The sequence below is a fragment of the Mesobacillus sp. QJM3NY_10 genome, from assembly GCF_056173465.1.
In genome coordinates this window covers 2,036,386-2,062,184 of the sequence record NZ_CM149675.1, presented here as the reverse complement: position 1 = coordinate 2,062,184, position 25,799 = coordinate 2,036,386, and the positions used below count along the sequence as shown (strand labels likewise).

The 25,799-nt window shown below is 42.0% G+C and carries 26 protein-coding genes and 1 riboswitch; of the genes, 4 read left to right on the top strand and 22 right to left on the bottom strand.

Going from position 1 to position 25,799, the window contains the following annotated elements:
- Positions 1-101 precede the first annotated feature (101 nt).
- The 5 genes from AC0VX7_RS10315 to AC0VX7_RS10295 form a co-directional block, all read right to left on the bottom strand.
- A complete protein-coding gene (locus AC0VX7_RS10315) occupies positions 102-599 on the bottom strand; it encodes a GreA/GreB family elongation factor (RefSeq protein WP_475427735.1) in 498 nt (165 codons plus the stop codon).
- Positions 600-846: 247 nt separating this feature from the next.
- Entirely contained in the window at positions 847-1,500 is a 654-nt protein-coding gene (locus AC0VX7_RS10310) for an HAD family hydrolase (RefSeq protein WP_475427734.1), read from the bottom strand.
- Between the two features lie 24 nt (positions 1,501-1,524).
- Positions 1,525-2,304 (bottom strand): NUDIX hydrolase, encoded by a 780-nt coding sequence (locus AC0VX7_RS10305; protein WP_475427733.1) that lies wholly within the window; start codon positions 2,302-2,304, stop codon positions 1,525-1,527.
- A 194-nt stretch (positions 2,305-2,498) separates the two neighbouring features.
- On the bottom strand, positions 2,499-3,428 hold the full coding sequence (locus tag AC0VX7_RS10300; protein ID WP_475427732.1) for a DMT family transporter: 930 nt from the start codon (positions 3,426-3,428) through the stop codon (positions 2,499-2,501).
- A 202-nt stretch (positions 3,429-3,630) separates the two neighbouring features.
- The gene (locus AC0VX7_RS10295) at positions 3,631-5,976 is read right to left on the bottom strand and encodes a WD40/YVTN/BNR-like repeat-containing protein (protein ID WP_475427731.1); all 2,346 of its coding nucleotides are present in this window, start codon (positions 5,974-5,976) and stop codon (positions 3,631-3,633) included.
- A 290-nt stretch (positions 5,977-6,266) separates the two neighbouring features.
- Here AC0VX7_RS10295 and AC0VX7_RS10290 point away from each other — a divergent pair, with 290 nt between their 5' ends.
- Positions 6,267-7,586 (top strand): DUF3238 domain-containing protein, encoded by a 1,320-nt coding sequence (locus AC0VX7_RS10290; RefSeq protein WP_475427730.1) that lies wholly within the window; start codon positions 6,267-6,269, stop codon positions 7,584-7,586.
- Between the two features lie 40 nt (positions 7,587-7,626).
- Here AC0VX7_RS10290 and AC0VX7_RS10285 read toward each other — a convergent pair whose 3' ends face one another.
- Positions 7,627-8,016 carry a thiol-disulfide oxidoreductase DCC family protein gene (locus AC0VX7_RS10285; RefSeq protein ID WP_475427729.1) on the bottom strand — a complete coding sequence of 130 codons (390 nt, stop codon included), beginning with the start codon at positions 8,014-8,016 and terminating at the stop codon, positions 7,627-7,629.
- A 518-nt stretch (positions 8,017-8,534) separates the two neighbouring features.
- Between AC0VX7_RS10285 and AC0VX7_RS10280 the strand changes: the two genes are divergently transcribed.
- Positions 8,535-9,284 carry a YqcI/YcgG family protein gene (locus tag AC0VX7_RS10280; RefSeq protein ID WP_475428128.1) on the top strand — a complete coding sequence of 250 codons (750 nt, stop codon included), beginning with the start codon at positions 8,535-8,537 and terminating at the stop codon, positions 9,282-9,284.
- 26 nt (positions 9,285-9,310) lie between these two features.
- Here AC0VX7_RS10280 and AC0VX7_RS10275 read toward each other — a convergent pair whose 3' ends face one another.
- A complete protein-coding gene (locus tag AC0VX7_RS10275) occupies positions 9,311-9,886 on the bottom strand; it encodes a cysteine hydrolase family protein (RefSeq protein ID WP_475427728.1) in 576 nt (191 codons plus the stop codon).
- 146 nt (positions 9,887-10,032) lie between these two features.
- Here AC0VX7_RS10275 and AC0VX7_RS10270 point away from each other — a divergent pair, with 146 nt between their 5' ends.
- Complete coding sequence (locus tag AC0VX7_RS10270; protein ID WP_475427727.1) at positions 10,033-11,451, top strand: vWA domain-containing protein; 1,419 nt, start codon at positions 10,033-10,035, stop codon at positions 11,449-11,451.
- A gap of 28 nt (positions 11,452-11,479) precedes the next feature.
- On the opposite strand, the gene AC0VX7_RS10265 is transcribed toward AC0VX7_RS10270, so the two are convergent.
- The 14 genes from AC0VX7_RS10265 to rpiA all read right to left on the bottom strand — a co-directional run bounded on the left by AC0VX7_RS10265 (position 11,480) and on the right by rpiA (position 23,995).
- Positions 11,480-11,773, bottom strand: coding sequence for a hypothetical protein (locus AC0VX7_RS10265; protein WP_475427726.1), 294 nt, complete (start codon positions 11,771-11,773; stop codon positions 11,480-11,482).
- A gap of 119 nt (positions 11,774-11,892) precedes the next feature.
- Positions 11,893-12,372 carry a GNAT family N-acetyltransferase gene (locus AC0VX7_RS10260; protein WP_475427725.1) on the bottom strand — a complete coding sequence of 160 codons (480 nt, stop codon included), beginning with the start codon at positions 12,370-12,372 and terminating at the stop codon, positions 11,893-11,895.
- Between the two features lie 58 nt (positions 12,373-12,430).
- Positions 12,431-12,976 carry a hypothetical protein gene (locus AC0VX7_RS10255; RefSeq protein WP_475427724.1) on the bottom strand — a complete coding sequence of 182 codons (546 nt, stop codon included), beginning with the start codon at positions 12,974-12,976 and terminating at the stop codon, positions 12,431-12,433.
- A 69-nt stretch (positions 12,977-13,045) separates the two neighbouring features.
- Positions 13,046-13,999: an ATP-grasp domain-containing protein gene (locus AC0VX7_RS10250; RefSeq protein WP_475427723.1), complete on the bottom strand. Its 954-nt coding sequence runs from the start codon at positions 13,997-13,999 to the stop codon at positions 13,046-13,048.
- Positions 14,000-14,029: 30 nt separating this feature from the next.
- Positions 14,030-15,079: an LLM class flavin-dependent oxidoreductase gene (locus AC0VX7_RS10245; RefSeq protein ID WP_475427722.1), complete on the bottom strand. Its 1,050-nt coding sequence runs from the start codon at positions 15,077-15,079 to the stop codon at positions 14,030-14,032.
- Between the two features lie 140 nt (positions 15,080-15,219).
- A riboswitch (SAM riboswitch) is annotated at positions 15,220-15,325 on the bottom strand.
- A gap of 81 nt (positions 15,326-15,406) precedes the next feature.
- Positions 15,407-16,588 (bottom strand): LL-diaminopimelate aminotransferase, encoded by a 1,182-nt coding sequence (locus AC0VX7_RS10240; protein WP_475427721.1) that lies wholly within the window; start codon positions 16,586-16,588, stop codon positions 15,407-15,409.
- Positions 16,589-16,746: 158 nt separating this feature from the next.
- Positions 16,747-18,039, bottom strand: coding sequence for a YjiH family protein (locus AC0VX7_RS10235; protein ID WP_475428127.1), 1,293 nt, complete (start codon positions 18,037-18,039; stop codon positions 16,747-16,749).
- 430 nt (positions 18,040-18,469) lie between these two features.
- A complete protein-coding gene (gene clpP / locus AC0VX7_RS10230) occupies positions 18,470-19,051 on the bottom strand; it encodes an ATP-dependent Clp endopeptidase proteolytic subunit ClpP (protein WP_475428126.1) in 582 nt (193 codons plus the stop codon).
- Positions 19,052-19,071: 20 nt separating this feature from the next.
- A complete protein-coding gene (locus tag AC0VX7_RS10225) occupies positions 19,072-19,734 on the bottom strand; it encodes a sigma-70 family RNA polymerase sigma factor (protein WP_475427720.1) in 663 nt (220 codons plus the stop codon).
- Between the two features lie 111 nt (positions 19,735-19,845).
- Entirely contained in the window at positions 19,846-20,526 is a 681-nt protein-coding gene (locus AC0VX7_RS10220; protein WP_475427719.1) for a hypothetical protein, read from the bottom strand.
- Between the two features lie 409 nt (positions 20,527-20,935).
- The gene (locus AC0VX7_RS10215; RefSeq protein ID WP_475427718.1) at positions 20,936-21,856 is read right to left on the bottom strand and encodes a DMT family transporter; all 921 of its coding nucleotides are present in this window, start codon (positions 21,854-21,856) and stop codon (positions 20,936-20,938) included.
- Between the two features lie 148 nt (positions 21,857-22,004).
- On the bottom strand, positions 22,005-22,538 hold the full coding sequence (locus AC0VX7_RS10210) for a cysteine hydrolase family protein (RefSeq protein WP_475427717.1): 534 nt from the start codon (positions 22,536-22,538) through the stop codon (positions 22,005-22,007).
- 2 nt (positions 22,539-22,540) lie between these two features.
- Positions 22,541-23,218 (bottom strand): AlkZ-related protein, encoded by a 678-nt coding sequence (locus AC0VX7_RS10205; protein WP_475427716.1) that lies wholly within the window; start codon positions 23,216-23,218, stop codon positions 22,541-22,543.
- Positions 23,219-23,329: 111 nt separating this feature from the next.
- Positions 23,330-23,995, bottom strand: coding sequence for a ribose-5-phosphate isomerase RpiA (rpiA, locus tag AC0VX7_RS10200; protein ID WP_475428125.1), 666 nt, complete (start codon positions 23,993-23,995; stop codon positions 23,330-23,332).
- A 102-nt stretch (positions 23,996-24,097) separates the two neighbouring features.
- On the opposite strand from rpiA, the gene AC0VX7_RS10195 reads away from it, so the two are divergent.
- The gene (locus AC0VX7_RS10195) at positions 24,098-24,844 is read left to right on the top strand and encodes a zeta toxin family protein (protein ID WP_475427715.1); all 747 of its coding nucleotides are present in this window, start codon (positions 24,098-24,100) and stop codon (positions 24,842-24,844) included.
- Here the strand turns inward: AC0VX7_RS10195 and AC0VX7_RS10190 are convergent.
- The gene (locus tag AC0VX7_RS10190) at positions 24,827-25,645 is read right to left on the bottom strand and encodes a DUF3990 domain-containing protein (RefSeq protein ID WP_475427714.1); all 819 of its coding nucleotides are present in this window, start codon (positions 25,643-25,645) and stop codon (positions 24,827-24,829) included. The two genes, AC0VX7_RS10195 and AC0VX7_RS10190, sit on opposite strands and share 18 nt — an antisense overlap.
- Between the last annotated feature and the right edge of the window lie 154 nt (positions 25,646-25,799).

Sequence of the window (25,799 nt, the reverse complement as noted above, 5' to 3'; positions counted from 1 at the left end):
GAATATAGATTGTTATTCTATATGAACCCCTTTAGAAAATAGAACGAAATATCAAAGGATAATCGGCAACTTACATCGTGAATACTTTGCTTTATACCTTTTTAAATCTCAACCTCTTCCCAACCGCTATACATCTTCAAAACCTTGCATTGCACCTTTCCAGAAGGGACTGACAAAACCGTTTCGTCTCCGATCCTTAAGCCTAATAATTTCTTTGCAACTGGAGTATCATAGTAGATTTTGTTTTCATCTATGTTCGATTCACCGTATCCGACAATTTCATATACTTCTTCTTCTGTAAAATCAGGATACTGAAACGAGCACTTCACGATCGAGCCAATCTCCACTATTTCAGTATTCCGCACATCAACCATAATAAATTCAGCTGTCTTGTACACATGCTGAATCTCCTGAATCCGTTCCACTAATACACGTTCATCCTGCTCTAATTTATGAGCGTTTGGATTAGCTAGCTTATCATCCCCGCATGCATTGAATGCAATATTCTTATCTATCCGAACTTGCTTAAGCTCTTGTTCCAAATTGGCGATCTGTTGAAGAATATGCTGCTCTCCTGTAGGTGTGATTTTAACTGACATAATACTCTCCTCTGTAATTTAGTGATATCTGTCATCTATCCTTTAAAAAAATCAATACACAATCAATAATATACCCTGAAATTCAGTTTGACAGTAACCTTCCACTTGGAAAAGAAGTGAACAAGTATTAATGAAATGCATGTACATGCCATTTTCTGATTTTTACAGGAAAAAGATTTGTAAGTTATTCTACGCTTTATCCAAATAGACTCCAAAAAAAAGCTGCCAAATTGGCAGCTGGTCAACATTACACCTTAGTTTCTAAAATGGAAGGTAAGAATTCACTTATATCCCTAAATACTTCATCTGGTTGAACACTAAATTCAATTGTCTGGAAATTCGGCAGCCAGTGCACTCCAATTGTATGTACATTCGCTTGTTTACCTGCCAATATATCAGCGTCACTATCTCCCAGGAAAATAGCCTCCTTGTTCGAAAGACCCAGCTCTTCTAATGCTATATTTATTCCTTCTGGATGGGGTTTTGGAAACTTCACATCATCCCCCGTAACAATTACATCAAAGATGTCATTTAACCCTAAGCATTCTAACGATATGTCGAGACTTCTTCTTGCTTTCCCGGTTACTATCCCCAATTTATATCCATTTGTTTTTAATCGCCAAAGCAATCTGTTTATTGCTTCATTCTTCTCGACCATATTATCATGTTGGTCCCTATAAATTTTATAATATAACTCAATTGCTTTTTCATTATCATTATTCTTAAGATTCTCACGGATAATGCCTGTCTCGGAAGGACCAAACATTCCTTTAATTTCTTCAGAGGATACTTCAAGATCGTCAAATTCCTTAAAAACAGATTTAAACGCCAAGAAGCACACAGGCAAAGTATCCGCTAGAGTACCATCAAAATCGAAAAGAACTGCTTTAATATCAACCATCTCCCATAGTTTTGTTTGAATAGACTAACTGAACTCTTTTTTCGCTTCAAATCTACTAACTAATTCATAGGGCCTGGCTTTAAATGCTTCATAGGGAATGTAGCTCGCATCCATTGCGTCTAGAGCCCTGTTTCTAAATTGTTTCCTCGTAATATACTGTTCTATATTTCCTCTCGTAATTTTAGTGAAAAAGACTTCTGAGGTCTCACCCTCTGCTGGCCTCACTTCACCAGACTGATGCTCACCCCGAAAGACTACACATGTTACTCCACTCGTCACATTCTGGTAGATACCTGTTATGCCAAGTAAATCCACCTTGATACCAGTCTCTTCAAATACTTCGCGGTGAATGGCCTCTTCCAATGTTTCACCTTCGTCTACCTGTCCACCCGGCATTTCCATAGTATCTGAACGGTGAAAATTCCTGACAAGGAGTACCTCTCCATTCTTATTAGTTATATAACCACTAACAGACATTAAGTGTTTATGGAGATGATATGCCCCAGGATAAGGAGCAGTTGAAGTCAAGGAATCTTGATCGGCGTCTATGTAAAAATCGCTGATATCCTTCATTGCTGACTGGTACTCTACACTATTTTCAATTAAACTATTGATTCTTTTATAATGTTCCCCACTTTTATATTCCCAAATAACCAGAATTTCGTCCTTATTGTCATTCACCCACCGGCCAATTAATTTAGCACTATTCCTCACATGGCCTGGATATACATATGTATGAAAGAAACGATTGACCTCATTCAACTTTTCAGGCTTGATTCTATAAGTCTTTCTTTTAACAATCATTGTCTCCTCCCCTTTCTCTTCCTTTAATTTCCACATACGATATGAATATCCTTCAAAACAAAGAGGATTATTTATAACAGAGCCATATTATATGAATGAAATTGCGGACAACTTTCCACTGTTTCGTTAAATCTTGTCCGATCCAATTGTCCCTCCCCACAAAAAAAAGCCTCCATAAATGGCGACTCTGTCAATTAGCTATTATTTTGTTTTACAACTTGTCCTTCGACTGACGCTTTCTTATCTCCGATCGACAGCCAGGTCACGAATACGAGCATGATCATGGCACCCATCAGCTGGACGCTTTGGAGCATGGTATCAAACCATATTACTGAGATCACCATAACGGTTAATGGCTCAACACTTGAAAGAATGCTAGTTTCGACAGCGGTGATATAGTTCATGCTGCTCAAGAATAGCAGGAACGCCAGTGTGCCAAAGAAGATCAAGATGGCCATGATAAGAATCATCTTCGGCTGTGCGATAATCAGCCATTCATTGCTCATCCAAACTCGGTTGATTACCCCTAGAACAATACCGCCAAACAGCATGCTCCAGCCTACGATTGCCAGTACGCTCCATTCCTTCATCAAGCGAGCCGGGTAAAGCGTATAAAAAGCAAACGTTAGTCCTACTGCGACTCCCCATACCAATGCGGTCGGACTGACCAACAAACTACTCATCGACCCATTCGTCAACAGCAGGAACAGGCCGGCCAGTGTACCGGCGATGCCTAACATCTGATAGCGTGGCGGCCATTTTTTATGATTAAAGGAAACATAGAGCACGACAAAAATCGGAGCAGAGAATTGCAGCAATGTTGCCACTACAGCATTGCTCGCTTCGATCGCCATCGTAAAAGTGTACTGCAACCCAACCATCCCCAGAATGCTGAATACAATCAATTGATTCCGCCAGTATGGGGTTTTTACCACTGTAAAAATATCTTCTTTTTTAATAGACAGGAACGCCAGGATACTGCTTCCGGCAATAATCATCCGGATTGTGAGAATAAAAGGTACCGACAATTCCGTATTAGCGAACACCCACTCCGTGATCGACCCAGTCATCCCCCAAAGCATGGCTCCTATGACAATCATAAGTATCCCTTTTACCCGTAACATCGCGAACGCTCCTATAGAATGTGATTTTATAACAAAATAACTGGTGAAATGATTAAGTAACTCTAATTTAATGTATTGGTTATCTCGACCTATTAAATTTCTACTTAAATATTATACTACCATACTTTTCATTTTAGAGGACACATAGTTAGGAAGGCTAAAAAAAACCCGGGTATAATCCCCCCGGGTTCAACACATTCTATTACCAGCCTTTCAATTCAAGCTGATAAATTCCTCTGCCGAATGTTGCTGCATACATTACACCTGTTGATTCGTGGTAGGATAAATCGGTAACAGGGATTAGCGGAATCCCTTCCCCGAGAGCATACCACTTCTTACCTCCATTTGGTGATACAAATACACCGACATCTGTTGCTACGTATAAAGAATTTCGATTTTTAGGATTGATGACAATATCATTAACTGGAGCATCTGGCAGATTTTTGCTGATATTCTGCCATGTCTTTCCCCCATCTGTACTCTTGACTACGTGTGCCGCATTGTCTCCAGTACGGAAACCGGAGAAAGTTGCATAAACAATGTCTTCATTTTTGTCATCGACAGCCAGTCGTGTAACCCATTTTACTGGCAGATTTTCGTCTTTTAATTCTATCCAGTCTTTGCCAAGATTCTTTGTTGTCCATAGCTTGCCATCATCAGTTCCAGCATAGATCACATTGCTGTCAGATTTAGAGACTGCTATTGTTGTAAGAGTTCCATACGGGTATGCATCATTGCTTACACCGTCTGAAAGGCTCGGGCTGATAGCCTCCCAAGTTTTCCCGTTATCTGTAGAGCGGTTTACGATGTTGCCTCCGTAATACATAACAGATGGATCATTTGGATCAAATGCGAGAGGAGTAAGCCAATTCCTTCGATCAGAAGTTGTTTCCTTCGTGAAGGACGTCATTGTGTTACCCCCATCTTCAGACCATGCACAGTTACCATATTGATAACAGGCATAGACAAATTCCTGGTTTTCCGGATTGATAGCATTCATAAGGCCATCGCCGCCATAATAATTATTCCATCCGGCTCCGCCCCATGATCGATTAGAACCGTTATCCTGGGTACCTCCAGAGATTCTGGTAGGATCCTGTTTGCTTACATCCAATGTATAAAATTGTGTGTAAGGTTCATAGGTTGCTTTTTGCCACTTCCCAGTAACAAGTCCGTTCTCCTCAGAACGATACACCCCCCCGTCGTTACCAAGGTAAACGCGATTTGGCTTTTTTGAATCCCATGCCATTGAATGCTGGTCAGCATGGACCTCTCTGCCATTTGAACGGGCCCAAGTTTTGCCACCGTCCTTAGATTCCATAAGGCTAACACCTGAGACGAAGATATGATTGCCATCCTGAGGGTCTACATAATTTCGTCCAAACCACCAGCCAAATGAAGATTGTGATCCTGCCAACTGGGAATGGAACGGTGCCTTTGTCCAGGTTTTCGCACTGTCATTGCTTGTATAAAAGCCCTCAAAGTAGCCATCCGGCTTCACCACAGTCGCATAAACCTTTCCTGACTCGGTTGAGGAGACTGCCAGACCAATTCTTCCTTTTTCTTCTGAGGGAAGTCCTTTCTCTGATTTTGTCCAGGTATCTCCGCCGTCTTCAGAATAATAAATGGCAGATCCACTTCCACCGTATTGGCGGTGATTAGGCTTGCGGATTCGATCCCACGCAGCAGCGTATACTCGATCGGTATTTTGTGGATCAATAACTACATCAACTACACCAGTTGTATCGTTCTCACCTTTCAACACGAGTTCCCAAGTGTTACCGCCATCCTGCGATTTATACAACCCTCTTTCGCCACCACCATAAAACAGTGGTCCAGAAGCAGCTACATAAATAGTGTTAGAATTTTCAGGATCAATCGTAATCCGCCCAATGGAACCTGATTCCTCCAGGCCGATTGGTTCCCAGGTTTCTCCGCCATCCTTTGATCTGAACAAACCAGTCCCTCCATAAACGACACTGCCTCCGCCAGGGTTCGCTTCACCCGTTCCAGCATACAATGTCCCGTCACCGCTGATAGCGAGTGCACCCATAGCCTGCGAACTATCATCATCCCATGCAGTTTGGAAAGTGTCGCCGGCATCTGAACTTTTCCAAACTCCACCAGAAGCTGCGGCAATGTAGATGGTATCTTCTTGTTTCGGATCTACGACAACATCTACGACCCTGCCGCCAATATTACTAGGAGCATTGAAGGACCACTTTTGATTGAGAGCACCCGGGGCTTCCTTGGAAGTAGCCGTTCTTAGCGCTTTTGCCTCCTCGGTTGCCTTTCTAAATGCATCACGAGGTATAGCTTCATCTTCGTAACCCTTTTGTGTCATGAACCAGTCATCCCGTTTACCAGGTCCCTTTTCTACAAATCCCTCTTCTTCAACACTTGCTTCTTTAACTTGTTTAGATTCTTGGGTCGCCTTTTCTTGAGTTTGTGCCACCTGGGTTGTTGGTTCATTCAGATAATACAAAGATACTGAGAATCCGAGCAGAATTGCGAATGCTAAAATAATTGACCAATGCTTTGCCTTCACGATGTATCTCCTCCTCATTCAAGTATGTACGCCGAAAGTAGCTATCCTCCTTTCTAGTTCGATAGCTAATACTATTACGGATTTCGAAGTAATTCAATATTATTTGAATATTTTGATTCTTTATACCCGCCCTTTTTAATGAAAATGTTTCCAATTCCCTACTGCCTACTTTTAACAATACACTTGTCCCCTAGCTATATTGTCATATTTTGGATTGAGTCAAACTGCGAGTGTTTACCTTCAATATGGGGTATTAATTATTATCTTTACAGTTCCAGGAGGTGTGAGTTTTGATAAAAACACAAATCAACACAACAAAAAAAGGCAGATCAGATATCGTCTTACCCCTTGCAGCTTTGGGCATTGCCGGAACTCTTTATGCGTTCAAATTGAATCGCCGGCGCAAGACTGCCTCTTCTTCTCACTCCAGGCTGCTCAAAAATATTGAGCAGGACACCAAACATATTAAACTGGAATGGAAGGGTCGGAACAGGCCTTATCGTGTGTTCAGAGGGAAAGAACTGATTTACGAAGGAATGGAACCAAAACTGGTGGACCAAAACCTCGTTCCGGACACCCTTTACACTTACTGTATCGAAACACTTGATGAGCATGGCAATGTAAATGACAGAATGCGTGTCCAGACGACTACATCTGTGGATTTCAAGGAAAGAGACAATATATTGGAGGATTTACTCATAACCACGATTGTGACTCACGGTCAAGTAAGTTTTGAATGGGAACCGATCGAGGGTGTATCAGAGTTTACGATCTCCAGGAATGGCATGAAGCTGGAAACAGTCACATCCTGCGCTTTTACCGATAAAGGAATCAATGATGAAGAAGTTTATACTTACTCAATCAGAGCCAAGCGACCTTTGCAACGTTCAGACCAGATGAAATGGGAACTTAAATCAGTTGTCGCCAATGCGATCGGTGCCATCAAGAAAGACTCCTCCACTGAAATGGCTGCTGATGAAGAGTTCACCATCACCAAAAGGGTTGGACCTCTAAAGGAATTGTTGAAATCCCCTCTGGAAAGCAAAACTAAGAGCGGCAACTGGCAGCTCAGATACACTACTTTTTTAAAAGAAGAATGGATCAAAAATCCGAACGCAGCATCTGAGGATCAGGTTTTTAAAGGTGATCACCGCACATTTGATCCTGAGTCATCAGAATTCAGGACAAGAAGCGATGTATTTATCGACACCGACAACCCTTCTGCCCTGTTAAGCAAGGCTACTGGCATAACAGAAGCATTCACTAAGGAACATGAACGGTTAGAATCGGCGAGCGCTTTTGACGAAGGAATCCAATTGGAAAAGGTGCTTTCAGACGACGACAGAATTCAATTTCACCTGAATCATTCTGTCAGCAACCCCCTCGTCGTTTCACCTGCAATTGATTATCATGTTTGCGGAACATTTTATAAGGACAATGAATTTGACCTAGTTGGCATTCATGATCAGTCACCTGAACATGAGATTTACCTTAAAGAACCAGGCACAGACGATTGGCAAGTCATCCACCAGGCTCACAGCAAAGGGCTCGAAATGATGGCTGACCCAATGGCCAATCATTACTGGCGTTACTCGACATTCACTAACTAAAAAAACGGAAAAGCTGACTGCCAGCTTTTCCGTTTTTCAATTATAAAAATCGCTTCCGTACATTTGGCGGCGGCAGCATACAGCTTTCCTTCTGGCCGAACCATTTGTATCGGTTCCTGGCGATGAGGTCATATACAATATTCCTAATTGGAGCTGGAACGACCATGAACACATATAGAAGCTTCCAGGCCCCGCGTAAATGGCGGCTGATCCTTAGGGCAGCGGCCGATTTATAATAAACCTTATCATTCTCAATCAAAATCATGCTGTCCACATCGTCACGTACATGATACTTTTTCAGCAGTTCCTGTCCCGCTTCACTCTGCAGCGAAGCAAAGTGGAAAGTTTCATTTGGATCACGATTTAGAATAAATTGGACACTCGCATCACAAAAGTTGCAAACTCCGTCAAATAATATAACTGGATGCATGGAACACCCTCCTCGATTTTCCTATTTCTATTCTAACATTTATCCTCTTTCTTTAAAGTCAAACAGCGGATACTGGTATGGACCGTCATTCGTAATTTTTCTCTTTCACGGGCACACGTTTGCCCTTCTTGTGACCGTCATTCGTAATTTTTCTCTTTCACGGGCACATGTTCGCACTTCTTGTTACCGTCATTCGTAATTTTCCTATTTCACGGGCACATGTTTGCCCTTCTTGTGACCGTCACTCGTGATTTTTATCTTTCACGGGCACATGTTTGCCCTTCTTGTGACCGTCACTCATGATTTTTCTCTTTCACGGGCACATGTTTGCCCTCCTTATGACCAAATCCCACCCAGAATAGCTTCACGCAAATTTAAAAAGTGAGAAATATTTCAAACAGTTCGTTTATATACCGACTTACACTCGTGGAAATTGGGTTGCTGCCCATTTGTCCCGGGACATCTACCCTACTCTCCTCGCCTTGAATATAGTGTAGGAGCTATTGGAGGTGACTATGATGGATGGCTTGTATACACATGGTTCCTCGTCGCGGGATCAGCTGCTGGATTGGGAAAAGCAGGCACTTGATAGATTTTTCGCTAAAATGAGTGATAAGAAAAAGCCCTTCCCCTGCATACCGGCAACGATTGGATTTTCAATGAATCAACTTCGATATGGATTTGTTGGGGATCCAAGAAGAGAAACAACGATTAACGAACTCGCCAGCTTGCTGACAAACTATACAAAGCAATCAAAGGAGATAGGAAATTATACTTCTTTGATTATTTTTTATGAGACTCCCGAATCATTAAAGAACGATTCTGTTGAAGAGTTTGAACAATTATTCTGGAAGCATCTAAGTGGTCTAAGCACCCTGGATGAATGTGATTGGCCAGAGGATATTCCCACAGACCCACATGATCCCATTTGGGAATTTTGTTTTAATGGTGAAAAGTACTTTATGTATTGCGCCACCCCTGCACATAAAGACAGGAAAAGCCGACATTTTGACGTGTTGATGCTCGCGATCACGCCAAGATGGGTTCTGCAGGAATTTAATAAGGCACCAAGTTATGCCAGGAGAATTAAGGCTCAAGTTAGAGAGCGGCTTGCTAAATATGACACGATTGCAATCCATCCTGACCTAAACACATACGGAGCTGAGGATAATTTTGAATGGCGGCAGTACTTTCTCCGTGATGATGATACTTCCTTATCTAAATGCCCGTATCATAGGATGCTTAAATTCCTTGGTATTGATAAATAAAAGCGCAGGATGCTGGCTCCTGCGCTTTACTGTTGATTCAACTGACTAATAATTTCATCGGTGGTCATAATCGTGGCAAATTCCTTTTGCAGCATCGCCAATTCGTGTTCCTGAATGGAATCAGCAGTATGGCGAACACCCTTATGGTCTGTGATTTCAAATGCAGCAATCGCGTCAGAAACCAGGAAGGTAGTGAAGCCAAGATTACCGCTCATTCGTGTCGTTGTGGAGACGCAATGCTGTGTAGATAATCCGGTTATCACCACAGACTTCACTTTATTCTGTTTTAAGTACGCTTCCAGCTCTGTTCCAATGAAACCGCTGTTCACATTTTTCGTAAAAATGATTTCCCCATCCATAGGCTGGATATTTTCCTTAAATTCAGTCCCTAATTTGTTTCGATGATGCAACGGAGACGCCGGGTCGAGCGACTGATGCTTCGTGTAAATGACATGCCCCTTCCTGTTTCTCCATTCGGTTAAAAGCCGCGCCATATTTCCCTCAGCTTCAGGATTGTTCCTAGTACCCCAATATGGGTCGTCGAAGCCTTTTTGAACATCCAAAATAAGAAGCGCAGGCAGTTCAAGCAAATTCTTCATCATTTACCTCCTTACTTATCCCACATTCTTTGTCAGTTCAAGGTTTTTTACTCTCTCTATCATGGAAATTACTTCAAATCCTCTCACTAATCGTGGTAAACTCTATGAAGATGTTTTTTACATAGCGAAACTTGATGAGGAGGATTTTTGTGAAACGGTATTCGCTGTTATTATTGTTATTCACTTCACTCGTCATCTCTGCTTGCAGCAATGATGAACCGGATGAAGAAGTTGTAGCCGAACAACCGGCTAAGGAAGTTGTCAAAAAGGAAGAAACAAAGCAGAGTAAATTTGAGCACTTGAAGAATATAAGTTTAGAGGTTACAGAGGAAAGCCTGATGGCATTGAACCCTGGATCAATGATGGGTGATTTGAGCTATGAAAAGGATATAGAAGATATAGGGTTCAATACACCGGAATTGGACCCCGAGCTAAAAAATATGCTACCGGCGAAACTCGAAGAACTTTCTAATCAGACGGATGATTTGGAAACCATAAAAAAAGGACTTGTTTCCCTGCTAGCCAGTCCGCATTATAAAGAAATTATCGAGAATGCCAGCGCCTATAAACCGCATTTCGAAGAGCCTTTCCTGCCAGACCCGACAAAAGCCGAGGGCGGAGAGGAAACAAAACCTGCTGAAAAAGCGATCATTCTCCTTGACGCAAGCTCAAGCATGCTTCAACAGGCGGACGGACGTATCAAAATGGAAATCGCGAAAGATGCCGTTAAAAGTTTCGCGAAAACCATCGGCCAGTTCAGTGAAGTTTCACTTGTAGTCTACGGACACAAAGGCTCTGATTCAGATGCTGATAAGGGAGCTTCCTGCTCAGGAATCGAAGAGGTGTACCCAATGGGTAAATACGCCAAAGAAGAATTCCACGGAGCAGTCGATTCCTTTGAAAGCAAGGGCTGGACTCCACTTGCTGGCGCCATCCAAAAGGCCGGTGAGATGAGCAGCAGCTATGATGGCAATACAACGATTTACATTGTCAGCGATGGCGCCGAAACCTGTGACGGCGACCCTGTCCAGACCAGCAAGGATTTGATTGCAAAGAACACTGATAGTTCGGTAAACATCATCGGATTTGATGTAGATGGTGAAGCGGAGAATCAGTTAAAAGCTGTTGCTGAAGCTGGAAACGGAGAATACTTTAAGGCCGACAACCCTGAGGAATTAAAAAATACAATCCAATACGAGTGGCTCCCTTCCACCCTCGACCTGGCGTTTGCTTTTACGATGGCACCAGATGGATGGGATATGGTAGCGGAATATAAAATAGCAGATAAATATCCGCTGGAATTATGGACCGTTGGAAGAAAAGAAGCACACCGAATCATCGACGCAGCCGCCATCATGTCAGAGAATGACTGGATCACCGATGAACAATATTCGGAGCTAAGAGATTGGGGCTTTGAACGCAGCGATGCCATGAAGGAACTTCATTATGCCATTTCCAAAACCAATCGGGAAAAAGCAGATACCGAGAGCAAGGAAATAAGGCAAAGAGTCGACGACTGGGTGGAGAAAATGAAAGAACTTAAAAAAGATCGTGGCGATACCTGGTAAAAAAGATGGTCCCAATGGACCATCTTTTTTATTCAATCACCATGCCATACTGAGTCCTCATAAGTTTGATTTGCCTGTGTGGCAGCGCACGCTCATAAATTACTTTAGAGACCACAATTTTTTCCCCATCAAGCTGAACCCAGTATTCCCGTTCCTCGGTAAAATTCCCAACTATATTCCTGGTTATTTTCTCTACCCCTTTTTCCTCAACAATCCCCTGTGCAGAATCCACATTAAATTGAAAATAGAGGTAATCCTCATACGCGAAAGACAGAAGGCCAATGCAGCTTATCCAAATTATGAAATAGAGTATTTTTTTCACCAATATCACCTATATTTAGTGTGCGGTAAATCAGAAAAATATACTCTGAATATTGGGCTGGTATGTAATATTTCAGAAGGTAAAATATGCTAAAATCAATATGTTTTGACGCAAGGTATTTAATTTATCTTCTTTTCCAGGAGTATTTCATCTCTAATAGGAATCCCCTCATACCCTACCATAGGGATTGAGGGTTTGATCTTTCTAGCTTTCTCAACAGCATTCTTCAAAACCTGTGTAAGCGTGAAACCACGTTTTTGCCAAAACTTTAGTGCATTTAAATTATCATTAGTGGTGACTAATTTTAGAACTTCGCACCCTTCACTTGCCGCAAGGATTTCAACTTCCTGCACAAGAAGGGTACCTATTCCCTTTCCCTCATCTATACTATCTAGAGAAATAATCTCACATTCATGTCCGGAAACAATATATGTAATTAAACCTGTAATTTCCCCATACTCATTAAGTACCGCATACCCATCAAGGTCACTGCAATCATAGACACCGCTTGAAATCACCATTTGCTGACTTCCCCAATGAGCTTCAAAGAACGCTCTCACTTTCTCTCTTAACAGTTGATTTATTTTAATGACTTCCATAGTCTTACCTCCGATATTTTCACATCAAAAAGAACGCAAACTATGCGTTCTTTTAGCTTTATAACATTTGTAAAGCTATACCAAATGTATCTTCCTTAATCTGCTCTTCTGAGATATTTGGATTGTAATAGCCAACACTATAATAGATTCCATCCTTTTCAAAAACGAGAGTTCCTTTCATATAATCGCCTACCGTCCCATCAGCTAACTCAACTTCCTCCCCTGGACCTTCTGGATATTCAACTTTAAAATTATGGACAGTTATTAAGAAAATGATTTTATCCTCTTTGTTTTTGGAAAAACTCTCAAAATTGACTCTTAACTCTTTCCCATCGTGCTTAAAATCCTCAATGGTCATTTTCAGCGGCATGGCGTCAAAGGGTAAATCCTTAGGCGGTATTACTTCAAATGGCAAAGCATCTAAGCCAACTTTCAAGGATGGTACATTATATAGAATGGGAATACTTTTCAATTGTTCCTCGGTGACATTCCCAGTTGGTTCAACTTTCTCAAGTTTACTAGTATCGAGCGCTCCATTTTGTTTTTGCTGGCAGCCGAAAAGCATTAGCACCAGGATTATAGGAATAAACGATAACTTTTTCATCTGCACTCCCCCTTATTTTTAATACGGAGGAATCTCTGGGAAGTTTCAAAATTTATCCAAATTTATTAATTATCTTGTCACAACCCCATACTCCGCAGCCAGCTCTTCTCCTAAAAACTTTGCCAGCTGCAGCATGCCGAACTTACCTGCTTTCCCTTCAGCATAAGAATTATAATTTGTATTTGTATTGATATCGTAAGTGAAGATTTCACCTGACTCATTTTTGATGAATTCAATTCCAGCAACATTAATATTATTCGCTTCTAGTACTCTCTTATATTGATCAATGATTGGATCATTAAATCCTTCGATAACCTGGAATTTTGGCTTTTCTTCAACTTCTTCGCCAACAGGGCAGAACAGGTCACCGATCTGGCAGGCATCAGCCGGGCACAATTCAAATCCTTCAGATGTATCGACTCTCACCGCATAAACAAACTCGCCGCCGACAAACTCGCATCTAGTTATATAGCTCTCCGGGGACTGGATATATTCCTGAATCAGCGTCACACCATCAACCGGTTCTTCAAAAGAAGGTCCATCAACATATGCCTGAAGTGCTTCAATCGATTGAAACAGCTGGACGCCAAGACCTTTTCCTGCTCGATTATGCTTCGTGATAAATGGCTTTCCTTCAAATTCCTTCGCAGCATCCAATAACTGTTTTTTCCCGACAGTCGCAATTGTCCTCGGAGTCCTTACTCCATGCTTGGTCAGCTCAAGATATTGCTTAACCTTGCTTACCTCCAGTTCCAGCGCGCGAGAACCGTTGAAAACTTTACGGCCATGGTTCTCTAACCATGATAGAACCTGCGCAGTATATTCCGGAGCGAAACGATGGCCTCTTGTGTGTGAAGAAGCGCTCATCCTGCTATAATAGATCCCTTCAGGAGGTTCTTTCGATAAATCTAGCAGCCCCTCGTCTAGATGCCATTCTTCATATGGAACTCCCAGCTCATCAAGCCGTTTTGTCAATTGGACCGTCCATTCGTTATTTTCATGGATGATATATACTTTGCTCATTATTCCTTCATCTCCTTAATCAAATGTAAATCAAACAATCGCTTGCTTCTTTTTTGCCTCAACTAGCGGCATAACTTGCTTTGCGAAGCGCTCCATTTCCTCGAGCTGAGGAGAGAATTGCAGTAACAGCAAACCCAATCCAGCTTCTTCATACTCTAAAATTCGCTCGGCAATTTGTTCTGGTGTACCTACTAAATTTGGCCGCAGTCCACGGTTTGATACCGAATAGTCCTGGAGCTGAACCTGCTGTTCAAGCTGAGATTTGCTCGTAAAATCTTTAAAGCCGGCATAGGCACTGGATTCTTTAACATCCGTGATACGTTCCAATTCGGCAAAAGCCTCTTCCTCTGAATCCCGGCAAATGACGTAAGCGGCCATTCCGAACTCTGACAGTTCAGGATTTGACGTAGCGGCCCTCCGAGTCTTCATGTCTACTATTTTCCGTTGTATTTCTTCTACTGTCCCGCCATGCATGACATAGGCATCGCATTTTTCAACAATCGTCTGCTTCCCTTTTTCGCTCTCACCGCCAGCGTATAAAATTGGATTCGGGCGCTGTACCGGTTTTGGGAACAGCTTCGTGTCCTTCAAATCATAAAACTTACCTTCATAAGAGAAGCTTTCTTCACTCCATAGTCCCTTGAGCACATCAATGAACTCAGTAGTCCGTTCATACCGCTCATCATGCTCGGTAAAAATCCCCCCGTATTGGCGCGCCTCTTCCTCCCACCAGGCTGAAACCACATTAAGGGTAAATCGCCCGTTGCTGATCTGATCTATGTTTGCAGCCATCTTTGCTGTGACTGCGGGATTATGGAACCCAGGCCTAACAGCAGCCATAATTTCAATCTTTTCTGTCACCGAAGCCAATGCGGCAGCAGTTATCCATGCTTCAAGGGAGTCATGCTCGGGACCTTTGATATCATTCAGATATAACTCTGCTATCAAAGTGGTAGAGTAGCCCCATTGTTCTGCTGATTGAATCACCTGCTTTGCATAATCAAAGCTAGGCGGCATATTTTCATCCTCTACATTCCTAAGCCATCCGCCAAAAATCGGCAGCCAAAATCCATATTTCATCCCAAACTCTCCTCCGGTTTTAATCTCGACTTTACCAACCCGATAAGTTGGTTTTACAAGAAAAACATTAGAGACTCATAAATAAGCCTCCTAAATACAAAAAGCTCCCTTCTTTAAGAAGAGAGCCATAGAATACTCTCTTCTCATCTTTCAGACAAATTTGTCCGCAGGAATTGGCACAGTATTCAATCAGAACCTGTTGCCGAGGTTTCGCAGGGCCTTTCCCTCCACCTCTCTTGATAAGAAGACATGTATTAAATTTTAGTTTACTAAAGTGATAATATTCTAAATTCATCCAAAAGTCAATTCGTTTATCGAAATATATTTTTAAATTCCTAACGGAAAGCCTGACAGAAATTTATTTACCCTTTGTGATGCCTCAACCAGTCTTTCTGGAGGCTGAACCATAGCAATTCGGACATACCCTTCACCCTGCTTGCCAAAAGCATCACCCGGAACGACGACAATCCCTTCCTCATCAATTAGCTTGAAGGCAAAATCACGGGATTTCCAACCCTCAGGAATCTTCGCCCACACAAACATCGTTGCCGGAGAATTGGCCACTTGCCATCCGCTGTCCCGAAATCCTGATACCAAGGCATCCCGCCGTGCTTGATACTGCTTTAGCTGATCCTTCAGGAATGAATAGTCAGAAGTCAAAGCGGCAATCGCAGCTTTTTGGATTGGATAAAAGATGCCGTAATCGATGTGTGATTTGAAAGCAGCAAGAATATCAATAACCTGTGAATTTCCTGCTACGTATCCAATACGACAGCCTGCCATATTGAAAGTTTTAGAGAGTGAGTTGAACTCTACCCCCACTTCCTTTGCACCCGCTACTGATAAGAAACTGTTTTGTGGATTTCCGTCATAAATCAGTTCTGAATAAGCAAAATCATGTACGACCAGTATGTTATGTATTTTGGCAAATTCAACAACTTCTTCAAAAAAGCTGCGATCTGCCAGTGCAGTGACAGGATTTCCGGGATAGCTCAAGATCATCATTTTCGTCTTTTGTAAAACTTCAAGAGGAATCTCATTAAGCTGCGGCAGGAATTTATTCTCCTCCAGCAAAGGCATAGGATAAATCGAACCGCCCGCAATGGTTACGCTAGCTTCATAGATTGGGTAACCTGGATCTGGAACAAGTACATAATCTCCAGGATCAATGATCGCAGTAGCAAGATGCGCAAGCCCATCCTGGGAGCCCATTAGCTGCAGGACTTCAGTTCCAGCTTCAAGTTCTACCGAATAACGCTGCTGGTAAAAGTATTTTACCGCATCGTTAAATTCACTAATTCCCTTGAGCGTGTATCCGTATTTCCCCGGATCCATCGAATATTTAGCAAGTTCCTCCATAACAAAAGAAGGCGGTGAAAAATCCGGACTCCCAATACTCAGGTCAATCACATCTTTCCCGTTCATTAAGGCTGCCTGCTTACGGTCAACCACTTCCTGAAAAATACTTGACGTCATTTTTCTAATCTTTTCTGATCCGTAGATATTCATGGATATTCCCCTTTACTGTTCATTAATTCATGATGTTTTCATGGAGGTTGATTCCTCTGAATTTTTAAAATATAAATTCGATTATAGCAGTTTCGCTTTATCAGTTCTAGAAAAAAATAAAAATGAGCTGCAATGCAGCCCACTAAATATCTTCCGTATTAAAACAAGAGGTGTGCAATCGGCGCTACAATGATCAGTGTAAGGATCGTTCTCTGAATCCAGATGACTACCAATTTCCGCAGACTGATTGGTATTTCTGTCGACATAATGCTTGGAATCAGCGCGGAGAAAAAGATAATGGCTGAAACAGAAACAACGCCGATGACAAACTTTGTGATCATTGGGGCTTCTGTTACAAGCAAAGCAGGCAGGAACATTTCGGCAATTTCAATAGCGGATGCCTTAGCTGCCAGCATTGGCTCTGGAATCTGGAGAATCAATGTGAATGGATAGAAAATGTAGCCAATAAGATCAAACACTGGGGTGAATTCTGCTAAAACAAGCCCCAACAATCCTACAGACAGAATCGAAGGCAAAATTCCCATCGTCATGATCAATCCATCTCGTAAGTTATCCAGTATGTTTTTGCCAAGAGAAGGTGCTTTGTTTGATGCGCTCATAGCTCCAGCCCACGCCGTTTTCAAGCGATTTTCTGTCACTGGTTCCTCAGGTACACCTTTGCCCTCATAATATTCCTCACTAACCGTTCGTAAAGGGCGCAACCTGACCGTGATAGCGGTTACAAGAAATGTAACGAAAAGCGTCGTCCAGAAATACGTATTCCATACTTCCATTAATCCTAATGTTTTCGCGACTACAATCATAAACGTCGCTGAAACGGTAGAGAAACCTGTTGCGATAATAGTGGCTTCTTTTATAGTATACTTGCCTTCCTTGAACACGCGGTTGGTGATCAGAAGGCCAATTGAATAGCTTCCTACAAAGGAAGCAACAGCATCAATCGCAGCCCGTCCTGGTGTCTTCCAGACAGGCCTCATGATTGGCTGCAATAATACGCCAATAAATTCAAGCAGGCCATAGCCAACAAGCAGCGCCAAAAATACAGATCCGATTGGCACGAGGACACCAACTGGTATAACGAGCTTTTCATACAAGAACGGTCCCATGCTTGGTTCAAAGAGCCATGCTGGCCCGACCTTCGTCAGCAGCATCAACGCTACTACTACTCCAAGTACTTTTAGCAAAGAAAAAACGATAGTCGTCGTATTCTTGTTCCACGTTTTTCTGTAAAAAGGATAAATGGCTCCCAATAAAATAACAATAAATGCATAATACGGAACGGCTGCAGAAAAAGTGGTATTAATCCAGGTAACTAAGTGGTCGAGCGGGATTGATGATTTTTCACCAACAGTGATTGGAACAAAAAACATGAAGATGCCAATCGCACTAAATAAGAAAAACTTCAAAATACTTAAGGCAGGTGTTGGCATTTCCGGCTTGCCGGTGTTCACTTCAGGGGTGTTCTGCACTTGATTTCCTCCATTGTCTGATAATTCAGTTTTTTTAAAAGAATAGAGTCCTAATACTCTTCTAAGAACCGAAAGAGTTCTTATATTAAACATTATTCAAAACTAGGGTGGGACATGGCACTTTTTTAACACCTTTTCATTTATTTTCGACTTCGGGTATTCGTAAACCTCTAGCTTTTCAACCTAAAACTTGTTGATAGCAGAGTGAGAAGGAAATAACCAGCACCTTATTTAGCTTTTTTTGCGGATAATACCAGTTGGAGCATTTTTAATACCAGTTGAAAGCTTTTTATTACTAGTTGCCGACGAAATAATACCAGTTGAGAATTGAGGGTAAACGGATGTAAAAAGAAAACAGTTAAACAAAAAGAGCTGCCTAGGCAGCCCTTCACTATGTCCGTGTAATAATCTTATCAATAATCCCATAATCCAAAGCTTCCTGGGCACTCATAAAATAATCCCGGTCTGTATCCTTGGCGATTTTTTCCACTGGCTGGCCGGTTCGCTCTGATATAATCTGATTCAGATGATCGCGCAGCTTCAGGATCCTTTTGGCGGAAATTTCGATCTCCGTCGCCTGGCCCCTTGCACCGCCCAGCGGCTGATGAATCATAATTTCACTGTTTGGGAGTGCAAATCTTTTCCCTTTTGTACCGGCAAGCAGCAGCATGGCTCCAAAAGATGCGGCCATTCCGATGCAGATCGTGCTGATGTCGGGCTTGATGTATTCCATCGTATCAAAAATTGCGAAGCCTGCTGTGGTTGAACCTCCAGGACTATTAATATAGATGGAGATATCCTTTTCAGGATTATCTGCTTCAAGAAATAGAAGCTGAGCAATAACGCTGTTTGCCACCTGGTCATTGATTTCATCTCCAAGCATGATGATTCGGTCTTTTAACAGCCGGGAATAAATGTCGTATGAACGCTCTCCCCGGTTGGATTGTTCGATGACATAAGGAATCGTACTCATCATGTTCCTCCCTTTCCTGCTTACGCAGCCATTTTGAAACTAGAGAGAGGTGAACGGGAGTGCAGAGACATTTCCGGTGAACATGGAGCAAGTGCCGGGATTTCCTGGAGATTTTCAAGTAACACAGTCGGATCTTCAGTCTGAAGCGATTCACAAAGCAAGTCTGACAGCAGCTTTTCTTCTTCCTCGTTCAGTTCCTGGTCCACTTCACGCAGGTTTCCTTCGCTCTCAAGCCTTTTCCTGGCACGATGGAGTGCTGCTTTAACAGCCATTTCCGTTGAATCCAAGAGCTCGGCGATCTCGCGCGATTGAAAGCGAAACGCTTCCTTCAGGATAAAAATCACTGCCTGCTTCGGCGTCAATTTGGTCATAACCATCTCAACTGTATCCCTTACGCTCCCCTGAGTGAAAGATTCAAGATCTTCCGGAATTCCCGTTATCTCGCGGGTGCGCTTCCTGACCGTATCTATCCAATGATTATAAGCCATTTTTTTCAACAATGCCGAGCTGATCTGAGACGAATGATAATGGCGAATCGCCTTAACCGCCACTTCCTGCACGAGATCATCACCATCCCAGCTGCTCTGCGTTAAAAACCGGCAATATCTCTTTAGGCTTTGATAGTGGGTCATGACCCCGGTATCCTTTTCTATATTCACTTTCCTGAGCTTGTCGATCGACATCCTGTTCACTCCTTTGAACCTCTCTGTCCCTTAAACGGATTTAGGGAGGGAAAAGATACGGCCTTCAATAAATTTTTTTTATACTATCTTCAGTATATGCCGGGAACGATTTTAGCCAGCTTCTTCAGTCCGTTTATTTTTTCTTAACCTCAGCAATATTAGGGATAATGGTATAAGAGCTATTAATAAAAGAGCCAAAAAGTACAACCTGGACACTGGCGTTTTTTCGGGAAAACGGTCAGGATAAGTTTCCTTTAAATGCTGCTTGATCAATACTTCAAACTCAGTTAGTGGAATTCCTTCGGCATCGACTCCCCATTCATCAAAAAGTCTGGCTGCATTTCCGCCAAATGGACGGATGTTATCTTTAGATGGAGTATATCCTAACTCAAGATTAAACTGCACATTGGAAAGAAAATATTCATCCGGCTTTAACTGCAAAAGTGAAGAGGATCCTGAAAAACCAAATTGAACAATTTCATATCTCCCCTCAGAAGATTTATTCACTGTCATGGGACCGATGATCACTCCATTGTATAGTACTGGCGCAACCCACTGATTTAAAGGTCTTATAGCCAGATTCAGTTTGTTATCAATCACAAGATGATTATCGGCAATAAACTGCCCTATTTTCCAGTCTTCTGGATTTCCATCATTGATCACAAATGAAAGAAATTCCTGGTAATTGTCCTTTGCAGTCTCGACAACTTCAGGCGGGACATGACGATTCACTTCAATAGAGCTAAAACCCATTAACACCATTATCACTAGTAATAAGCCACTTTTCATCATGATCATTACTCCCTTTAATCGCCCATCTATAAATAAACGCTTAACAAGTTACTCCTCAACTAGCTCGCTAAATATCTAATTGTAAAATCCACAAACTTAAATTAATTCATTCTTTTTTCGTCTGATGTCAGAAAAAAACATCACACTTACACCTAGTGAAAACGGAGTTAGCACAGAAAGCGCTAACCCATAAAAAAATACTCCTTCTATGAAGAACGATATAGAGGAACCCAGGCAAATAATAAAAGCAAAAAGGAAAAATACCCCGCCAAATAAACTTTTTAGTTTTTCGTAAAATCTATACATCATCATATCTCCTCGAACAATTGGATACATACACAGTAGATGTTACTTTTCGAAGTCAGGCACGTAAACTCTTCCCGAAAAACAACAATATGATGAAAATAGCCTAGTCATTAAAAGACTTTGCAATTTCGGTAATATCAACCTTCCGATTCACTGCCCTCTTTTCAAAAGTCCAATTCACCAGAAAGATTCCTGTAAAAATCAATGCCCCACCTGCGTAGACGTACCATTCGACGACCTCATCAAGCATCACCCAGCCGGTAAGCACCCCGAAGAAAGGTGCAAGGAACAGGAAGGCACTTGTCTTGCCTGGATCGCCTTGATTGATAAGATAGAACCAAATCGCAAACTGAACGATCGAGGCCATGATTGCCAACCATAAAATAACCGTTATTGAAACCGGGGTTATCGTCAGCTTTGGTGTTTCCAGCGTAAGACCCATCAACAAAAGAACACTGCCTCCAAAAAGCATTTGATATGCTGTCAACACCCAGACATTGAAGCGGTTGCCCCATTGTTTAATCAGAATGGTCCCTATTGACCAAAAAACAGCAGCTCCCAGACCGAAAAGTGTACCAACTGTCAGTTGCAGGTGGAAACCCAATGTAATGAACACACCGATAAAACCAACAATCGCACCAATCCATTGAAGAAGCCTGTAACGAATTCCCAGGAACACTGTCCCCATCATTACCACCATTAATGGATTAGTAAATGTTAAAATCGAGGACTCGCCAGCGGTGATCGTCCGTAAACTGAGGAAGATACAGCCCATGACACCTGCAGTCTGCATCAAACCGATGGTGAAAATCCTTGCCCAATCAGCCAGTTTTTCCGGCTTCAGTTTTTTCCTTACAAGGACAGCCATCAGCAGACCAGCAATCGTGAACCGCAAACCAACTAATAACAAAGGGGAGACATAGTTCAAACCAATCTTCCCGACGGTAAAGGAAGAGCCCATGAGAAATGTAGTGACAACGACAAGCACAATAAACGTGAATGGATGAAGATTCGGTTTTTCCAAAACGGCCCCTCCCTTTTACAGAGAATATATTCTGCTTAAGGGGTGAAATTCCCTTTATGATTTTCACATATAAAAAAGCTTAGAGATATTAATAGTCACTAAGCTACAGTGTGTTCAGCTAGTTCAGAAGTTTGTGTAGTGTTCATTCCTAGGCTTTCGCGCTGAACCGTATCTCATCGCTAGACCGCACATCTGCAAACCAGCGCAATGTTCCATTGTGATGGTTGATGATTTGCTGTGCTGTTAATTCATTGCCATCCCATGTGCTATGTAAATCGGAAACTAAAGTTACTTTATATCCCTTACTGAATGCGCTTCTGCATGTCGTATCTACACAAACTTCCGTTTGAATGCCAACTAGATAGAGATGTTCGATCCCCTTTTCTCTCAACTCCTGGTCCAGGCTTGTTTTTAAAAAGGAGTCCGGTGTGGTTTTTTGAATAATTATATCTCCCTCTTCCGGGCTAATTTCTGAATGGATTGCCCAGCCATATGTCCCGTTTTCCAACGGGTATCCAGCTGATTCATTGTGTTGGATATATACGATTGGTATATTGGCTAAACCTGCCTGTTTAATCAGTCCCTTAATACCTCGCAGCAGCTCTTCCCCATTGAAGACTTCTTCCCCTTCCAGGAACATTCCGTTTTGAACGTCGATAATCACTAATGCTTTGTTTAACATTCTCATTCCTCCAGTATTTTCTTTAGCTTCTTTAAGGTATTTTCACTGGCAACTCCTTGAAAATGATTCAAAAGGTATTCCCTCGCCCTTACCTTATCCACAGCGATAGATGCAATTTTATTTCTGCTCGCCCAGGAATCGTATGTTTCAAAGAATGTGCTGCTCCAGCCATTCTTTTCGCCTTCCGCGTTTATTTTTTCCTTGATCCCCGAAATGACAGTGTCCATTGACCCCTGCAGCTCTAATAAGCCATTGTCGAACACCTTTTTATGCTCTTTATCCCTTAACCCCGCGCGAGTCCTCAACTCTCTTGTATCGATGACCCCTTCCTCGCTAATGATTCTGTAAAGATTCAACGCTTCCCTTGATACATGTCCTTTTTGATAGCGGTCCTCAACCGTTTCATTATGACCAATAACCGCCTTAAAATAAGGCAGAAAATCACGTGAAATCAGGATGGACTTTTTCTTCATGAATTTTCCATAGCCAGCGACCCCATCAACAGAAAACCTTGTCCTCCAAATCCATGGATCATATTCCGTATCCGAATGCCAGGACTCAGGAGCAGTAATTGTATTAAGCGCCGGGAAATCAGGTACCAATGGAGCCAGCGGGAGAAAGCCAATCTCTTCGATAACCTGAATCGCCTCTTCATATGTTTTTATACTGTAATCCTTCAATTCAGACAGCTCCTTCAAAAAACTAAACTACATTGTAATTCGATAACCCGGTATAAATCCCCTGTCCATAAATCGAAAAACGGTACTTCAACCAGAAGCACCGTTAAAAATTCACCTTATTTTTTCAACCAGCTCACCTTTTTCAATCGTGATCAGCCTTTCCGCCATATTGACAAACAAACCATTTTCAACCACGCCAGGAATCATATTCAACTGCTTTTCGAGTTCCTGAGGAGACTCGATCTTTTTAAAATCGCAGTCGAGAATATAATTCCCATTGTCTGTGATGAATGGCTGGTTTCCATTTAGCCTTAATTTCGGTTCACAGCCAAGCTCGGAGATCTTCCTGGACGTCATTTCGACTCCAACCTTTACAATCTCAACCGGTAACGGGAAGGCTCCTAATTTCTCTGCCCCCTTGGATGAATCTGCTATGACAATGAAGGTTGAAGCAGCATTCGCAATAATTTTTTCCCTTAGCAGTGCTCCTCCCCCACCTTTTATCAAGTTCAAATTGGTATCAAACTCATCCGCACCATCAATTGCTACATCAATCTGTTTTACATCTTTAAAATCCACCAGAGTGATCCCTTGCTCCACGGCTAGGGAGGCGGTTTGCTCCGAAGTCGGGACCCCTGTAATGTTTAGACCATTTCTCACCAACTCCCCCAGTTTTTTGATTGTATAATAAGCGGTTGAGCCTGTGCCTAATCCAACCACCATTCCGTCTTTTATGTATTCAACAGCTTTAATGCCGACTAATTCTTTCTCATTCATCATCCTACCTCCGTTTCCTTCGAACATAGCTTAGCTTGGCCCACTAAAAATTATGTGCTGATTCCTGTATTGTTCGCATATTTCTGTACAGGTGATATAAACATGAAATCCGACCTCTTTTTATTTAAATTATTTTCGAGATGGCTTCCGCGCAACCTTGAAAGAAGGTACGACTCTGAATCTGATCTAAAACGAAAAAAATTACATCAGCAAATTATTGGAGAAATATTAAAACAAGCCTCTAAGCAGTTGCCCCACCAAAAACCTGTGGCCTACTTTGTTGGAGGAGGAAGTGCCTCCGGCAAAAGCACGCTGAGAAAGCGAATCATGAAGGAACATAACCTGGATGCCAAGTATTTTATTGGCGTTGACCCTGATGAGCTGAAAAATTTCATACCTGAATATGAATATCTCAAAAAAACAAACCCCATTACTGCTGCAGCAAAGGTCCACAAAGAATCTTGCCAGATAAGAGACCAGTTAGTTGAAAGACTGATCGCTGACCGCAAAAGCTTCATATATGAAAGTACTTTAGCCAAACCAAGGAAATATCAAACAATCTTCCATAATCTTGTTCAGCAAGATTATGAAATCCATCTCTATATTACAGATATCCCACTTGAACTAGCCAAAAAAAGAGCAGCTCGTCGTGGAGAAATTGGTGGACGGACCGTACCTTTAAGCGTGATTATAAATACACATAAACTTGTTCCAAAAACATTCTTAGCTGTAAAAAGTCTGGCAGATAGCTATTCCGTTTACGAAAACAGCCACTCATTGAAACTGATAGTTAGTAAAACCATAAAAGATAAAGAAATCTATGAAAAATTCCTAAGAAAAAAAGACTGATTTGGCTTTTCTCTCCATAAATCTCTCGTATTCTTCTTCCCACAATTCTGTTGACCCGTACTTTGCATAAAAGGCCCAGTAGTAAGGAGATTCATTGAGCAGAATTGATGGATGAATTGATTTTAAAAACGAAAGGTCATTCGGCTCTCGCTCGGCCTTAAGAGATGGACCAAAAATTTCATTCAGGCATTCGCTGACTTCTTGAAGGATCTGAGCATATTTGCCAGAATCCTTTTCGATTCTTTCACTTTTATGAGGAATGAATATTCGAGGATTTGATAAGCAGTGAATAGCAGCATTGCTGTTTAAGGATAACTGATCCTTTGACTTGGATACGACCAATTGGTCCATATACTTAAAATGACCACCAGCTACCGGACCATAAACAAAGTCGTAAGGGTGCTCGACAATTCCGGAACGGCAAACATAAACAAACGTTTCCCACAGCGGTTTTTCTCTCAACCATAAAGGATGACCTGGAAATGGGAAGATCCTTCCTCTTAGCGTGGCAAGCTTTTTCATATCCAGATATGCCGCTATAACCGCAGGAATTTTCGCATCTTGATGGTTAAGGTACTGGGATTCAGGGATTTTTAACTTTGCAAGAAGCTTCGGCGACACCTGCAGATTGGTTGCTTTCACCCTCGCCCATCTCTCTGCCTGCTTTTGATTGAAAGTGACATAGAACCCTTTGCCGAAGTCTGAAAATCTCCGCTGCGTGTCAAGCCTGATTCCCCAGCTGAGTATTAACTTAGCAGCAAACAAATTTGTTCCGTGATACACGATAGCTGAATCAGACATACGCAGACCTCCCGTTAACTAAAACACTTCATTGTATAAAAAATACTCCTGATTCGTGCTTGTCACTCGCTTAGGAACTCCTTCTTGGACTCAAAAAAACTGTCCCCCTATGATTGGGACAGTTTAAGGCCATTTATCTTCGTTAAAATATCGC